Here is a 14,729-nt window from a genome sequence, read left to right on the forward strand (position 1 = left end):
AGACTTCAGGGGAAAAACCGACATGGTTCTTGAGTCGATATGATCTCACTCTGCTCGCGACGTACGCTCCCACCAGAGGAGACGTGACCCGCCGCCTAGGCGCCGTGGGTCACTTGCTCGTCGCGGCGACCGGGGCGTCGTCCTTGCCGGTCTCCTTGCCCTCACCGGATCCGGTGACGGCCTCGGCGGCCTTCTCGACGACCTTCTCGGCCTTCTCGACGACCTTCTCGGCCGGGGTCTGCAGGCGCTCCCACTCCTCGCGGGTCATCGGAACCGGACGCGGGGTCTTGCGGCCCAGGCCCGCCTTCTTCATGCCGCCGGCGATCACCGCGCACACGATGCTGCCGACCAGGGCGATGGCGGTCCAGGTGATCAGGCTGCTGCCGAGGACGATGAACACGGCGGCCACCGACCACAGCACGATCCAGGAGAGGGTCAGGAACCAGGCGGAGAGGGTGTTGCCGTGGTCGTCGTGGTGTTCGTCGGCCATCAACGCTCCTTCGAGTCGGCGTTATCGTCGGATGCCGTCGTCCCGGAGGCGCCCGTCGCACCGTCTGGGCAGGCGTCCGGGTCCCGGGAGGGATCGGCGGTGGGATCGGCCCCGCTGTCGAACGACTTCCACAGATCGGCGGGGTCACCGGTGGAGGCCGCGCGCGGGGCACTGTGGCGATCGTACCTGCTGCTCATGGCGGGCCACGCAGCACCCCGGACCGCGGTGAGCAGGCCCACCGCGACCAGGAGCAGGGCCGCCACCGCACCGATCCAGGGCCACAGCGGCTCGGTGACGGGGGTGGTGACATCGCCTTCGGCGGTCGCGACCCCGGCCGCCACCTCGACGATGTGGCCGGGGCGGGTGCCGCGCCACAGGTCGACCAGCGCGACCACGCCGAACAGGGCGATCAGCACGCCGACCAGCCGGCGGGCCACCCCGCGCGTGGCCACGACCGCGGCGAGCGCGGCGAGGCAGGCCCAGCCCAGCGCCGCGGCGGTGGGACTGAGCAGGTCGGCCTGGACCACAATGGGGGCGGGGGCGAGTGGTCCGGGCACCTCGACCGCGGCCCGCGCCCAGGGCCGGCCCGTGGCGGCGAGCAGGCCCGCGGCGCCCACGGTGATCAGGGCGAGGACGAGGGTGTACTCGCGGCGCCGCCGCGCGGGAACCGCGTTCACGGGCGGGCGGCGTCGGCCAACGGCAGGACGCCGGCGTCGAAGCAGGTACGGTCACCCGTGTGGCAGGCGACGCCGACCTGGTCGACGCGGACCAGCAACGTGTCGCCGTCGCAGTCCAGCGCCACCGAGACGACGTGCTGAGGGTTGCCCGAGGTCTCCCCCTTGACCCAGTACTCGCCACGGCTGCGCGACCAGTAGGTGGCCCGCCGGGTGGCGAGGGTGCGCGCCAGCGCCTCGTCGTCCATCCAGGCCAGCATGAGCACCTCTCCGGTGTCGTGCTGCTGGACGACGGCGGGCACCAGGCCGTCGGGGGTTCGCTTCAGCCGGGCCGCGATGGCGGGGTCGAGGTCCCGCTCGTAGGACCCGTTCCCGGAGGGACGTGCGCTCATGGAGTCCACCCTATGACCGTGTCCGGGGAGGTCGTCGCGGGGGCGTGGGTCCGTCCGGCGGGGACCACGGGTGACAATGGCCATAGGCGCCGTGCCCCACCGTGTCGCCGTCCCCGTTCCCGACCCACAGGAGACCCGTGACCGCCCAGCAACTCGCCGCCGACCTGGCCGGCAAACCGGACGCGTTGACCGGCCTGGCCGACCGTCTGGCCCGCCACGACCCCTACGCCGCGTTGCCGTCGCTGCTGGAGGACGAGCCGGCCACCGTCCTGTTGCTGGGAACCGGCGCCGCGCGGCACGCCTGCGCGGCGGCCGCCGCGCGGATGCGTCTGGTGGGACTGGGCGCGGTCGCCGAACACGCCTCGGCCGCCGAGTCCGTTCCGGCCGGCCCCGACACGTTGGTGGTCGCGGTCTCGCTGGGCAGCGGACAGCTCGAACTGTGCGGCGCCCTGGAACGCTACGTCGAACGCTCGCCGATCGTCGTGCTGGCGAACGATCCCCACGCCCCCGTGGCGCGCTACGCCGACGTGCTGGTGCCGCTGTTGGCCGGGCAGGAGAAGAGCGGCCTGGCCTGTCGGGCCTACCAGCACGCGCTGGCCCTGCTGCTCCTGCTCGGTCACCGGCTCGGCGCACCCCAGCTGGGGGCCGGCAACGACCTCTCGGTGACCTTGCGCCGGGTCGCCAACGCCAGTTCCGACCTGCTGGGACGGGCCCGGTCCTGGTTGCCGGAGGTGGCGTCGGTCCTGGCGGGGGCGGGCGGGCCAGGGCCGGTGCACCTGGTCGCCCCCGCCGACCGGCTCGCCTCGGCCTGGCAGGCGGCGCTGGCCATGCGGCACGGGCCGGTCGTCGCCGCGTACGCCTGCGAGAGCGGCGAGTGGTCGCACACCGACCGCTTCCTCGCCGCGATCGAGGACTACCGCGCGCTGCTCTTCACCGGTTCGGCCTACGACGACCGGGTGGCCGAACAGCTTCTCCAGCTTCGCGGCACCTTCGTCGCGGTGGGAGGCGAGGTGACGGGGGCCGCCGCGCAGGTGCGCTATCTCGGCGACACCGACCCCGACGTGCGCCTGCTGACCGAGCCGATCGTCGGCGAGCTGCTCGCGGCGCACTGGTGGGCGGGCCGACCGGTGTGAGACCGGTGGCCCGCCACGGCGGGTTCACGCCGAGCTGCGCACCCACGAAGCGTGCAGGTCGGCGTAGACACCGGGACGTCCGACCAATTCGGCGTGGGAGCCGCGCTGCGCGACACGTCCGGCGTCGAAGACGAACACCTCGTCGGCCGCCTCGGCCGTGGACAGCCGGTGGGCGATGGTGACGGAGGTGCGACCGGCGGTGAGGCGGTCCAGGGCGCGTTGGATGCGCACCTCGGTCGCCGGATCCACCGCCGAGGTCGCCTCGTCCAGGACCAGCAGGTCGGGGTCGGCGATGTAGGCCCGTACCAGGGCGACGAGCTGGCGTTCACCCGCCGACAGCGACTCGCCGCGCTGGCCAACGGGCGTGTCCAGTCCGTGGGCGAGGCCGGCGAGCCAGTCGGACAGCCCGAGGTCGGTGATCGCGGCCTCCAGTTCGGCGTCGCCGGCGTCGGGCCGGGCGAAGCGGATGTTGTCGCCGAGCGAGCTGTCGAAGAGGAACCCCTCCTGGGGGACCATGACCACACGCCGGCGCAGCGAGGAGAAGGCGACGCGGCGCAGGTCGACCCCGTCGAGGTGGACGGTCCCCTCGGTGGGGTCCATGAGGCGGGTGAGGAGCTTGACGAAGGTCGTCTTGCCGGAGCCGGTCTCGCCGACCACGGCGACGCGGGTACCGGGCCGGATCTCCTCGTCCACCTCGTCGAGCACGGTGGGACCGCCGGGATAGGCGTAGGAGACCCGTTCGAAACGCACCCCCACGGGGCCCCGCGGGAGCTGGACGCCGTCCTCTCCCGGGTCGGCGACGTCGGGAACGGTGTCGAGCACACCGAGGACCCGCCGCCAGCCGGCGATCGCGTTCTGCGCCTCGTTGAAGATCTCGGTGGCCATGACCATCGGCGACACGAAGAGCGTCACCAGGAACAGGAACGCCACGAGCTCGCCCGCCGTGAGGTCGCCGGCCACCCCCAGGAGCACGCCGACGACGATCACCGCGGCGTTGGCGACGGCGGCGACGAACTCGGCGAACGGCGAGATCGCCATGGACAGGCGCTGGGCCTTGACCTGGGCCCGGCGGGTGGCCAGCACGGTCTGGTCGATGCGCCGGCCGGTACGCTCCTCGGTCGCGTGCGCGCGGATGACGGCGGCGCCCACGACGGTCTCGGAGATCGCGCCGAGCATGTCGCCGGTGCGCTCGCGCACCTTCAGGTAGGCCTTGGAGAGCTTGACCTGCAACCAGCGCGCGCCGAAGAGCAGCGGCAGGAAGCACACCCACACCAGGATCGTCAGCTGCCAGGAGTAGACCGCCATCAGCACGGTGGCGATGAGCAGCTGACCACTGCTGACGATCAGCAGGATGCCGCCCCACTGCATGAACGTGCTGATCTGGTCGACGTCGGAGGTGACCCGCGAGACCAGCGCCCCGCGCCGCTCGCTGTTTTGGGTCAGCACCGACAGGTCGTGCACGTGGCGGAACGCCTTGCGGCGCAGTGTCGCCAGACCGGACTCGGTGGCCCGGTACAACCGCACGTTCATCAGGTAGGAGCAGAAGCCGGTGACCACGATCAGCGCCGAGCAGACGGCCACCGCCGCGGCGACGAAACCGAGGTCGGGGTCGCCTCCGGGCTGGAGTCCCCGATCGATGATCTGCTGGATCGCCAGGGGGACGACGACCTTGCCCACCGTCGCGATCACCGCGAACAGCAACGTCAGGCCGATCCCCCGGGTGAACTCCGGCGACAGCCGCAGGCCCCTGCGGAGGGTGGCGAGCGCGGAGTCGGAGGAGCGGCCCAGCATCGCCGTCCCCTCCCGGACCGCGGGACGCTCGGGGGCGTCGTCGGGCTCGACTCGGGTGCGCGCCGGGGCGCTCATCGCACGACCTCCTCGGTGTCGTCGCCGGCGGCCTGGGCGGCGCGCTGTTCGGCGGCTCGTTCGTAGGCGGTGACCAGCCGCCGGTAACCAGGCGAGCGGTCGAGCAGTTCGGCGTGGGTGCCACGGTCGCGGACCGTGCCCTGCTCCAGGTAGACGACCTCGTCGGCGAGTTCGATGGTGGCCCTGCGATAGGCGACGACCACGACCGTTGCGGCCAGGTCGGTGTCACGCAGGCCGGCGAGGATCCGCGCCTCGATCTGCGGGTCGACGGCGGAGGTCGCGTCGTCGAGGATGAGCAGCCGTGGGGAGCGCACGATCGCCCGCGCCAGGGCGAGGCGCTGGCGCTGTCCGCCCGACAGGGAGGCCCCCCGCTCCCCCAGACGGGTGTCGAGCGCTTCGGGCAGCGCGGCGACGAAGGAGTCGGCGTGGGCCAGACGCAGGGCGGCCCACACCCGTTCGTCGTCGATGTCGGCGCCGAGCGTGACGTTGTCGCGCACGCTGTCCTCGAAGACGAACGTGCTCTGGGGGACGAGCGCCGCCACGCGGGCGATCTCTCCCCTGGCGAGGTCGCGGACGTCGACGCCGTTGAAGGCGACGGTGCCGGAGTCGGGGTCGACCAGGCGCATGAGCAGGGAGGTCAGCGTGGATTTGCCGGCACCGGTGGAGCCGACCAGGGCGATCGTGCGCCCGGGGCTGAGTTCGAAGCTGACGTCGCGCAGCACCGTGGTGCGGGGGTGGGCGTGCTCCTCCGTCGAGGCGGTGTCGGTGAGGTCGCGTCCGGGCTCGGCGTACCCGTCCTCGTAGGAGAAGCCGACCCCGTTGACCTCGACGCGCAAGCCGCCCTCGCCGTCCAGGCGCGTCGTCCCGTGCTCCATGCTCCCCCGGGCCGACAGGACGGCCTGGACCCGGTTCCAGCCGACGACGCTGCGCGGCAGGTCGCCGAGCAGCCAGCCCAGGGAGCGGATCGGCAGGGTCAGCAGGGTGAACAGGTAGGAGATCTCGACGAGGTCGCCGGCCGCGATCTCGCCCTGGGACAGCCGCCAGGTACCGACGAGCAGGACGGCGAGCACCCCGATGTTGGGCAGCGACTCGATGATCGGGTCGAAGGCTCCGCGCATCCGGCCGACCTGGATCTGGGCGTCGCGCAGCCGGTGCGCCGCGCCGGTGAACCGTTCGGTCTCGGTGTCCTCGCGGCCGAGCGTCTTGACCACGAGGGCGCCGTCGAAGGATTCGTGGGCGACCTCGCTGACCTGGGCGCGCAGCGCCTGCGCCCGGGTGGCCAGTGGGGAGACCCGGCGCTGGAAGAGGTAGTTGAGCAGGGCCAGCACGGGGAAGACGACGAACCCGACGACGGCGATCACCGGATCGGTGAGGAGCATCGAGACCGCGGCGATGACGAGCATGAACAGGCTGCCGATGACCATCGGCAGCGGGGCGAGGGGCTGCCAGGCCGCCTCGACGTCGGCGTTGGCGTTGGACAGCAGTTGGCCGGTGGGGTGGCGGTGGTGCCAGGCCAGGGGAAGGTCCAGGTACCTGCGCGCGACGGAGCGCCGGTAGCGGGCCTGCATGCGGAACTGCATGAGACCGGCGTACAGGCGCCGTGCCGCCAGTCCGAGCGCCTTGCCCACCCCGACCCCGAGGGTCAGCGCGGCGGCGACGGCCAGTGCCGCCGCTGTCGTGCGTCCCTCTTCGAAGGCCGGCAGGATGACGGAGTCGGTGATGTGCCCGAGGACGCTCGCGGAGGCCACGCTGAGCCCGGCGTGCAGCGCGCTGCCGATGACGGCGATCGCGAACACCCACGGTTCGGTGCGGATGGAGACCCCGAGCACGTACAGTCCCCGCCGCAACACCCGGGAGTCCACTGCGGGCGGTTGTCTGTTTACTCCCGGTGACATGCGTTCCCCCAGTTTCGTTGTCGGCGGTCCGGACAAGCCGGATGCCGCCAGTTCGGACGTGGCGGCATCGATCACACGCTACTCCGGCGGCCGGATATGGCACACCGATTTGTTCAGCACCGTCCCATGAAGACCTATTCCGCACTGTGGCCGGCCGCCCCGTCAGGGGCGACCGGCCACGGGACCGCAGGGTCCGGTCGGGGGTGCGGCTCACGCTCCGCCGCTGACCAGCGCCCTCCAGGTGATGGGGCCGACGATGCCGTCGGCGGCGACCCCGGCGCTCTTCTGGAACTCCCGGACGGCGTCGCGCAGCGCCTCGTCGTAGGTGCCGGTCACCGACACCTCGGCGCCGTGGAGGTGGGCGAGCAGGTACTGGATCGCCTTGACGTGCTCGCCGCTCATCCCCAGGCTCACCTCGCCGAAGGCGCCACCGCTGAGCCGCCCCCAGGTCTCCTGCCCGAGGACACCGTCCTCGGGCAGGTGGCGGTCGGCCTGGAAGGCCTTGACGGCCGCGGTGAGCTCCTTGGTGAACTTCTCGTCGGCCTTCTCCTTGTAGTGGCCGGTCCACCTCAGCAGGTGGGAGGCCGCGGCGATCTGGGGAGCGGAGTCGCCCTCCTTGTACTCCGGCCAGGGCAGCGCCCGGAGCTCGGCGCTGCTCCCCATAGGCGCGGGGGCCTCCTCGGCGAGCGCCGCGGGCGCGCCGGTGAGACCGAGCGCGAACGCGATCGCGCCGCTGGCCAAAACGGTGGTGGTCCTGGAATGCGTCATCTGTTGTTCTCCCTGTAGGCAGCGCCGTGCGGTCATATCGTCGGGGCGCTCCGCTCCCCGTCCGGGCCCGCCCCTCAACACCGACTTCCCCTCTTTGCGATCATATGATCACATAGAGTCACCGAATCGGAGGGCTTCGCACGCCCGCGCGTCACAGGTGAACGTCCAGGGACCCCTCGGGGAACAACCGGGAAGGATCCGCCCATCCCCCTGGTCTTCCACCGCCGGGCACGCTCACACTGGAGCGTGCCGGAACGACCCTCCCCCACCGACCCCACCGGTCCGCGCGCGCTGCTGGGCGCCGCCCACGACGCGCTGGTGCGCCGCTGCGTCCTGCTCTCCCGGGCGCTGCCCACCGGCGTGCGCGCCTCCGCGGCCGGCCTCGCGGGCTCTCCCTTGTCCTCCCGCCTGCTGCCCACCACCGCCCTGGCCCTGTTGGCCAGCGGCGGAAGGGTCGACGACGCTCGGGAGCTCCTGCCCGACCTGGCGCAGCGGGCTCATCGGCGGACTCTTCTGGCCCGCCTGCTCAACCGGCGCCTGGTCACGGCCATCACCGCATTGGAACAGCCGCGGCTGACCGAGGTCGCGCTCCAGCACCTGCGCGTGCCCCCGCGGCACGCCGCGAAGCTCGAAGGTTCCGTCGCGGTACGCCGGGCCAGGGTCCTGTTCGACCAGGGAGATCTCGACGGGGCCGGCAAGACCGTCGCCCCGCACGCCGACGCCCATCCCGTGGCCGGCCTGCTGGCCCGCCGTTACGCGGGAGAACGCGCCGGGCTGGGCCCCCTGCCCGCCCTGCCCGAACGCGCCCCGGACGCGCCGGAGCCCCTACCGGGACGGGTGCTGCACCTGGTCTCCAACGCGCTACCGCACACCCAGGCCGGATACACCGTCCGCACCCATCGCATCGTCTGCGCGCAACAGGCCGCCGGGCTGGACCCCCACGTGGCGACCTTCGTGGGCTGGCCCCCCGAGGGAGGCGAATCCGAGCAGCAGGTCGACGGCATCACCTACCACCGGCTCCGCCCCGGCGGGCGGCTCCCCGAAGGACTCGGGCCCCGGGTTGAGGCGGGCGTGGCCGCCGCCACCGAACTGGCCCTCCGGCTGCGCCCATCGGTGCTGCACGCGGCCACCGACCACCGCAACGGCTCGGTCGCGCTGGCCGTCGGGGCCAGGCTCGGCATCCCCGTGGTCTACGAGGTGCGCGGTTTTCTGGAGGAGACCTGGCTGGCCAAGGCCGGACCGCGGGCCGAGGGCAGCGAACGGCACCGGCTGATCGTGGAACGTGAGACCGCCGTGATGCGGGCCGCGGACGCGGTCGTGACCCTGGCCGCCACGATGCGGGAGGAGATCGTGGCCCGCGGGATCGACCCGGACAAGGTCGTCTTGGCCCCCAACGCGGTGGACCCGGCCCTGCTGGAGGCCAGGCCGGACGGCGCGGCCTTCCGGCGGGCGCACGGGATCGGCGAGGAGGAGTTCGTCGTCGGCTCGGTGTCGAGCCTCGTCGCCTACGAGGGCTTCGACACGCTCATCTCGGCCGCGGCCCGGCTCCGTGACGCCGGTGTGGCCGTGCGCGTCCTGCTCGTCGGCGACGGCGAGGCCCGGGCCGGCCTGCGCGAACAGGCCGACCGGCTGGGGCTGGGGAGCGCCTGCCTGCTTCCCGGCCGGGTCCCCCCCGACGAGGCGCTGCGCGCCCAGGCCGCGTTGGACGTGTTCGTCGCCCCACGCGCGGACCAGCGGGTCTGCCGGCTGGTCACGCCGTTGAAACCGGTCGAGGCGATGGCCCTGGGCACGCCCGTCGTCGCCAGCGACATTCCCGCGCTGCGGGAGGTCCTGGCCGAGGGGCGGGCCGCCGTGCTGGTTCCCCCGGGCGACGCGGGCGGGCTGGCCGAGGCGCTGCTGCGGCTGCGCGGGGACCCGGGGCTACGCGCCCGCCTGGTCTCGGCGGGACGCGCCGAGGTGACCGGGCGACGCACGTGGCCGCGCGTCGCCCGGACCTACCGCGAGCTGTACGAGCGTCTGGGCGCCCGGTGAGCCGACACCGCCGTCCCGCGCACCGGCGCGCAACGGCGGCCGGGGTCAGCGGACGGGGTGGCCGTGGGCGCGCAGCTCTGCCTTGACATCGCCGATCGTGAAGTCGCCGAAGTGGAACACCGAGGCCGCCAGGACCGCGTCGGCCCCCGCGTCGATCGCCGGCGGGAAGTGCTCGACCTTGCCGGCGCCGCCGCTGGCGATCAACGGGATGTCGACGACCTCGCGCACCGCCCGGATCAGCTCCAGGTCGAAGCCCTCGCGGGTTCCGTCGGCGTCCATCGAGTTGAGCAGGATCTCGCCCGCTCCCAGCTCGGCGGCCTGCCGGGTCCACTCCACCGCGTCGATGCCGGTGCCGCGCCGCCCCCCGTGCGTGGTCACCTCGAACCCGCTGGGGGTCGAGGTCTCCGGGCCGACCCGCCGCACGTCCGCGCTGAGGACCAGCACCTGGTTGCCGAACCGCAGGGCGATCTCGCGGATCAGCTCCGGACGGGCGATCGCCGCGGTGTTGACACCGACCTTGTCGGCACCGGCGCGCAGCAACCGGTCGACGTCGTCGGGGGTGCGCACGCCCCCGCCGACGGTCAGCGGAATGAACACCTGGGAGGCGGTGCGGCGCACCACGTCATAGGTGGTCTCCCGGTCGCTGCTGGAGGCCGTGACGTCGAGGAAGGTCAGTTCGTCGGCGCCCGCGCCGTCGTAGCGCCCGGCCAGTTCCACCGGATCGCCGGCGTCGCGCAGGTTCTGGAAGTTGACGCCCTTGACGACGCGGCCGGCGTCGACGTCCAGGCACGGGATGACCCGTACCGCCAGGGTCATCGGGGGCTCACCGCCTTCAGGGCCTCCTCCAGGGTGAAGGCGCCCTCGTACAGGGCGGTGCCCATGATCGCCCCTTCGACGCCCTCGGGCACCAGCGTCGCGATCGCGCGCAGGTCGTCCAGGCTGGAGACGCCGCCGCTGGCCACCACCGGCCTGTCGGTGTGGCGGCACACGTCGCGCAGCAGGTCGAGGTTGGGGCCCTTGAGCGTGCCGTCCTTGTTGACGTCGGTGACGACGTAACGGGCGCACCCCTGCGCCTCAAGGCGCTCCAGGGTCTCATACAGGTCCCCGCCGTCCCGAGTCCATCCCCGGGCGGCCAGCGTCGTGCCGCGCACGTCCAGGCCGATGGCGATGCGGTCGCCGTACTCGCCGATGATACGGGCGCACCAGTCGGGGTCCTCCAGCGCGGCGGTCCCGATGTTGACCCGGGTGCAGCCGGTGGCCAGGGCCGCGGCCAGCGACTCGTCGTCGCGGATGCCGCCGGACAGCTCGACCTTGACGTCGAGCTCGCCGACGATGCGGGCGAGCAGCTCGCGGTTGTGGCCGCGGCCGAACGCCGCGTCGAGGTCGACGAGGTGGATCCATTCGGCGCCGGCCTTCTGCCAGCCCAGCGCGGCCTGGACCGGATCGCCGTAGCGGCCCCCGGAGTCGGCCTTGCCCTGGACGAGCTGGACGGCCTGGCCGCCGGAGACGTCGACGGCGGGCAGCAGTTCGAGCGTGGATGTCATTGGCAAACCTCGGTCGGATGGGACGGACGGTCGGTGTTCGGGCCGTTCACAGGGTGGCGACCCAGTTGGCCAGCAGCTTCGCGCCGGCGTCGCCGGACTTCTCCGGGTGGAACTGGGTGGCCCACAGCGGTCCGTTCTCGACCGCCGCGACGAAGGGTTCGCCATGCCGGGACCAGGTGACCAACGGCGACGCGACGGGCGCGCCAGAGGCGTCGAGCTCCCAGCGGCGCACCCCGTAGGAGTGGACGAAGTAGAACCTCTCGTCGGGGTCGATACCGGCGAACATCCGGGATCCCTCGGGGGCTTCGACGGTGTTCCACCCCATGTGGGGGACGACCGGCGCCTCCAGGCGCTCGACCGTGCCGGGCCACTCCGCGCAGCCCTCGGTGGTGACGCCGTGCTCGATGCCACGCTCGAACAGGACCTGCATGCCCACGCAGACCCCCAGAACCGGGCGGCCGCCGGCCAGCCGCCGGCCGATGATCCGGTCGCCGCCCGCGGCGCGCAACCCGGTCATGCACGCCTCGAAGGCGCCGACGCCGGGCACGAGCAGGCCGTCGGCGTCGAGCGCGGCATGCGGGTCGCTGGTGACGGTGACGTCGGCGCCGGTGCGTTCCACCGCACGCTGCGCCGAACGGAGGTTGCCCGATCCGTAGTCGAAGATGACGACACGTGGCTGCACGTGTGACCGCGCCTTTCCATGGGTCGTGGGTCAGTTGAAGTAGTCGAGCCGCAGGACGCCCGCGACGACCGCCAGCAGCGCGCAGACGGCGAGGGCGACCGCGAGCACTCTGCTGTTCCGCCAGGTGGCGATGGTCCCTCCGGCCAGGAGCCCGCCGAGGGCCAGCAGCAGGACCGGCGCGAGGCTGTCCATCACAGGGCGCCCTTGGTGGAGGGAACGCCGGTGACCCTCGGGTCGCGCTCGGAGGCGAACCGCAGCGCCCGCGCGAACGCCTTGAACTGGCACTCGACGATGTGGTGGGCGTTGCGCCCGTAGGGCACGTGGATGTGCAGCGCCACACGCGCCTGGGCGACGAAGGACTCGAAGATGTGCCGGGTCATCGTGGTGTCGTAGTCGCGGCCGATGACCGGGGCCATGTTCTGCGGCTCGGAGTGGACGAGGTAGGGCCGGCCCGAGAGGTCCACGGTGACCTCGGCGAGCGCCTCGTCCAGCGGGACCTTGGCGTCGGCGAAGCGGCGGATGCCCGCCTTGTCCCCCAACGCCTCGCGGAAGGCCGCGCCCAGCGCGAGCGCGGTGTCCTCCATCGTGTGGTGGGAGTCGATGTGCAGGTCGCCCTCGGTGCGCACGGTGAGGTCGAACAGGCCGTGCTTGGCGAGCTGGTCGAGCATGTGGTCGTAGAAGCCGACGCCGGTGGAGATGTCGGCGACGCCGGTCCCGTCGAGGTCGATCTCGACGAGGACCTTGGTCTCCTTGGTGGTGCGTTCGACGCGGCCGATGCGGCTCATGGGGATCGCGGCTCTCTGCTGGACGGTGTTGTGTGACGGTGTTGGGGCGAAGCGGACGGTCTAGTGACCGGTCACATTCGACAGCGCGGCGCGAAACGCCGCGTTCTCCTCGGGCGTGCCGACGGAGACCCGCAGCCAGCCCGAGGGACCCACCTCGCGGATGAGGACTCCCTGGTCGAGCATTCGCCGCCAGACCTCGCCGCGGTCGGGGAAGACCCCGAACAGGACGAAGTTGGCGTCGGAGTCGGCGACGCTGAACCCCCGTTCGCGCAGCCACGCGACGAGGGCGTCGCGCTCCTCGCGCAGCTGCTTGACGGTTCCCAGGAGCTCGTCGGCGAAGTCCAGGGCGGTGACGGCGACCGCCTGGGTGACCGCCGAGAGGTGATAGGGCAGCCGGACGAGCTGGATCGCGTCGACGACCGCCGGATGCGCGGCGAGGTAGCCCAGCCGCGCCCCGGCCATCGCGAACGCCTTGGACATGGTGCGCGAGACGATGAGCCGCGGGTGGCGGGGCAGCAGCGACAACGCGCTGGGCGTGCCCTCGCGGCGGAACTCCGCGTAGGCCTCGTCGACCACGACGACGCCCGGGGCCACCTCGGCCACGGCCTCGATCGTCTCCAGTGGCAGCGCCGTCCCGGTGGGGTTGTTGGGCGAGGTCAGGAAGACCACGTCGGGCCGGTGACGCAGGACCGCCGCGCGGGCCTCGGCCGGGTCGATCGAGAAGTCGTCACCGCGCCGCTCGGCCACCCAACGGGTCCCGGTGACACCCGTGATGACGGGGTGCATCGAGTAGGACGGCTCGAACCCCATGGCGGTGCGGCCCTGCCCCCCGAAGACCTGCAGCACCTGCTGGAGGATCTCGTTGGAGCCGTTGGCCGCCCACACCCCGCGGACGTCCAGGCCGTGGCCGAGGTAGTCGGCGAGCGCGCTCCGCAGCCGGACCGCGTCGCGGTCGGGGTAGCGGTTGAGCCCGACGGCGACATCGGCGACGGCGCGGGCCAGGGCCTCGGCCAGTCGCGGCGACGGCGGGTAGGGGTTCTCGTTGGTGTTGAGGGCCACCGGGACGTCCAGCTGCGGCGCGCCGTAGGGGGTGCGGCCGCGCAGGTCGTCGCGGATGGGCAGGTCCTCCAGGCCGAACTCGCTCACGCGCGCTCCTCCCCCTCGAACCGGGCGGTGACCGCCTGGCCGTGGGCCGGCAGGTCCTCGGCCTCGGCCAGCGCCACCACGTGGTGGGCGACGTCGGCGAGCGCGGCGCGGTCGTACTCGACGACGTGGACGCCGCGCAGGAAGGTCTGCACGCTCAGCCCCGAGGAGTGGCAGGCGCACCCCCCTGTGGGCAGGACGTGGTTGGAGCCCGCGCAGTAGTCGCCGAGGGAGACCGGGGAGTGGTCGCCGATGAAGATGGCGCCGGCGTTGCGCACCCGCGCGGCGACGGCACGGGGGTCCTCCGTCATGATCTGCAGGTGTTCGGCGGCGTAGGCGTTGGCGACGGCCAGCCCCTGGTCGAGGTCGTCCACGAGGACGATGCCGGATTGACGGCCGCCGAGCGCCTCGGTGATGCGCTCACGGTGCTTGGCCGCGTCGACGCGGGCCCGCAGTCGTTCCTCGACCTCGCCGGCCAGGCGCTCGGACGGGGTGACGAGCACCGACCCCGCGATGACGTCGTGCTCGGCCTGGCTGATGAGGTCGGCGGCGACATAGTCGGGGTCGGCGCTGTCGTCGGCGAGCACCATGATCTCGGTGGGGCCGGCCTCGGAGTCGATGCCGATGACCCCCTTGAGCAGGCGTTTGGCGGCGGCGACCCAGATGTTGCCGGGGCCGGTGACCATGGCAGCGGGCGCGCACTCGCCGGCGCCGTAGGCGAACATCGCCACGGCCTGGGCGCCGCCGACCGCGTAGACCTCGTCGACGCCCAGCAGCGCGCAGGCCGCCAGGATCGCGGGGTGGGGCAGGCCGCCGAACTCGGCCTGGGGCGGGGAGGCCACGGCCAGCGAGGGCACGCCGGCCTCCTGGGCGGGCACGACGTTCATGATGACGCTGGAGGGGTAGACGGCACGGCCGCCCGGGACGTACAGGCCGACCCTGTCCACGGGGATCCACCGTTCGGTGACGGTGCCGCCGGGCACCACCTCGGTGGTGATGTCGGCGCGGCGCTGGTCGCGGTGGACCAGGCGGGCACGCCGGATCGACTCCTCCAACGCGGCGCGCACGGCCGGTTCGAGACGGTCGGGGGCCGAATCGATCACCTCGCGCGGGACCCGGATGTCGGAGAGCCGCACGCCGTCGAACCGCTCGGTGAGCTCGATGAGCGCCTCGACGCCTCGATGGCGCACGTCCTCGCAGATCGGGCGGACCTTCTCGGTCGCGGCCTCGACGTCGAGTTCGGCGCGGGGCAGCAGGCCGCGCGGGTCACCTGGGGTTCCTCGGAGATCGATTCGGGAGATCACGCCCCTCAGTCTAGTGGCCGGG

The 14,729-nt window shown here is 72.8% G+C and carries 15 protein-coding genes; 2 read left to right on the plus strand and 13 right to left on the minus strand.

All coding sequences use genetic code 11. From position 1 onward, the window contains the following. Positions 1–109: 109 nt before the first annotated feature. The 3 genes from B5D66_RS02510 to hisI are packed head-to-tail and all read right to left on the minus strand — an operon-like array spanning position 110 to position 1,556. Positions 110–490, minus strand: coding sequence for an HGxxPAAW family protein (locus B5D66_RS02510; protein ID WP_078759899.1), 381 nt, complete (start codon positions 488–490; stop codon positions 110–112). Then, positions 490–1,167 (minus strand): Trp biosynthesis-associated membrane protein, encoded by a 678-nt coding sequence (locus B5D66_RS02515; protein ID WP_078759900.1) that lies wholly within the window; start codon positions 1,165–1,167, stop codon positions 490–492. Before B5D66_RS02515 ends, B5D66_RS02510 begins: the two co-directional genes overlap by 1 nt. After that, positions 1,164–1,556 carry a phosphoribosyl-AMP cyclohydrolase gene (gene hisI, locus B5D66_RS02520; protein WP_078759901.1) on the minus strand — a complete coding sequence of 131 codons (393 nt, stop codon included), beginning with the start codon at positions 1,554–1,556 and terminating at the stop codon, positions 1,164–1,166. Before hisI ends, B5D66_RS02515 begins: the two co-directional genes overlap by 4 nt. A 137-nt stretch (positions 1,557–1,693) precedes the next feature. Between hisI and B5D66_RS02525 the strand changes: the two genes are divergently transcribed. Continuing rightward, a complete protein-coding gene (locus B5D66_RS02525) occupies positions 1,694–2,689 on the plus strand; it encodes an SIS domain-containing protein (RefSeq protein WP_078759902.1) in 996 nt (331 codons plus the stop codon). 24 nt (positions 2,690–2,713) lie between these two features. Here B5D66_RS02525 and B5D66_RS02530 read toward each other — a convergent pair whose 3' ends face one another. From B5D66_RS02530 to B5D66_RS02540, 3 genes are all read right to left on the minus strand, one after another. Further along, positions 2,714–4,555, minus strand: a complete 1,842-nt coding sequence (locus B5D66_RS02530; protein ID WP_078759903.1) for an ABC transporter ATP-binding protein — start codon at positions 4,553–4,555, stop codon at positions 2,714–2,716. Continuing rightward, positions 4,552–6,450, minus strand: a complete 1,899-nt coding sequence (locus tag B5D66_RS02535; RefSeq protein ID WP_078759904.1) for an ABC transporter ATP-binding protein — start codon at positions 6,448–6,450, stop codon at positions 4,552–4,554. Before B5D66_RS02535 ends, B5D66_RS02530 begins: the two co-directional genes overlap by 4 nt. Positions 6,451–6,660: 210 nt before the next feature. Then, complete coding sequence (locus B5D66_RS02540; protein ID WP_159457204.1) at positions 6,661–7,218, minus strand: peptidoglycan-binding domain-containing protein; 558 nt, start codon at positions 7,216–7,218, stop codon at positions 6,661–6,663. Positions 7,219–7,464: 246 nt separating this feature from the next. On the opposite strand from B5D66_RS02540, the gene B5D66_RS02545 reads away from it, so the two are divergent. Beyond that, positions 7,465–9,249, plus strand: a complete 1,785-nt coding sequence (locus tag B5D66_RS02545; protein ID WP_078759906.1) for a glycosyltransferase family 4 protein — start codon at positions 7,465–7,467, stop codon at positions 9,247–9,249. Positions 9,250–9,294: 45 nt separating this feature from the next. Here the strand turns inward: B5D66_RS02545 and hisF are convergent, their stop codons facing one another. Genes hisF through hisD form a run of 7 tightly spaced genes read right to left on the minus strand, consistent with a single transcriptional unit; the run spans position 9,295 to position 14,707 of the window. Further along, positions 9,295–10,065, minus strand: coding sequence for an imidazole glycerol phosphate synthase subunit HisF (hisF, locus tag B5D66_RS02550; RefSeq protein ID WP_078759907.1), 771 nt, complete (start codon positions 10,063–10,065; stop codon positions 9,295–9,297). Continuing rightward, entirely contained in the window at positions 10,062–10,793 is a 732-nt protein-coding gene (gene priA, locus B5D66_RS02555; protein ID WP_078759908.1) for a bifunctional 1-(5-phosphoribosyl)-5-((5-phosphoribosylamino)methylideneamino)imidazole-4-carboxamide isomerase/phosphoribosylanthranilate isomerase PriA, read from the minus strand. Before priA ends, hisF begins: the two co-directional genes overlap by 4 nt. Before the next feature lie 46 nt (positions 10,794–10,839). Then, positions 10,840–11,475 carry an imidazole glycerol phosphate synthase subunit HisH gene (gene hisH / locus B5D66_RS02560; protein ID WP_078759909.1) on the minus strand — a complete coding sequence of 212 codons (636 nt, stop codon included), beginning with the start codon at positions 11,473–11,475 and terminating at the stop codon, positions 10,840–10,842. A 30-nt stretch (positions 11,476–11,505) separates the two neighbouring features. Beyond that, on the minus strand, positions 11,506–11,667 hold the full coding sequence (locus B5D66_RS25630; protein WP_200813483.1) for a hypothetical protein: 162 nt from the start codon (positions 11,665–11,667) through the stop codon (positions 11,506–11,508). Then, positions 11,667–12,260 carry an imidazoleglycerol-phosphate dehydratase HisB gene (gene hisB, locus B5D66_RS02565; protein ID WP_078759910.1) on the minus strand — a complete coding sequence of 198 codons (594 nt, stop codon included), beginning with the start codon at positions 12,258–12,260 and terminating at the stop codon, positions 11,667–11,669. Before hisB ends, B5D66_RS25630 begins: the two co-directional genes overlap by 1 nt. A 60-nt stretch (positions 12,261–12,320) precedes the next feature. After that, positions 12,321–13,406 carry a histidinol-phosphate transaminase gene (locus B5D66_RS02570; protein ID WP_078759911.1) on the minus strand — a complete coding sequence of 362 codons (1,086 nt, stop codon included), beginning with the start codon at positions 13,404–13,406 and terminating at the stop codon, positions 12,321–12,323. Then, positions 13,403–14,707: a histidinol dehydrogenase gene (gene hisD / locus B5D66_RS02575; protein ID WP_078759912.1), complete on the minus strand. Its 1,305-nt coding sequence runs from the start codon at positions 14,705–14,707 to the stop codon at positions 13,403–13,405. Before hisD ends, B5D66_RS02570 begins: the two co-directional genes overlap by 4 nt. Positions 14,708–14,729 lie beyond the last annotated feature (22 nt).

It is taken from the genome of Marinactinospora thermotolerans DSM 45154 (assembly GCF_900167435.1).
Taxonomy (GTDB): Bacteria; Actinomycetota; Actinomycetes; order Streptosporangiales; family Streptosporangiaceae; genus Marinactinospora; species Marinactinospora thermotolerans.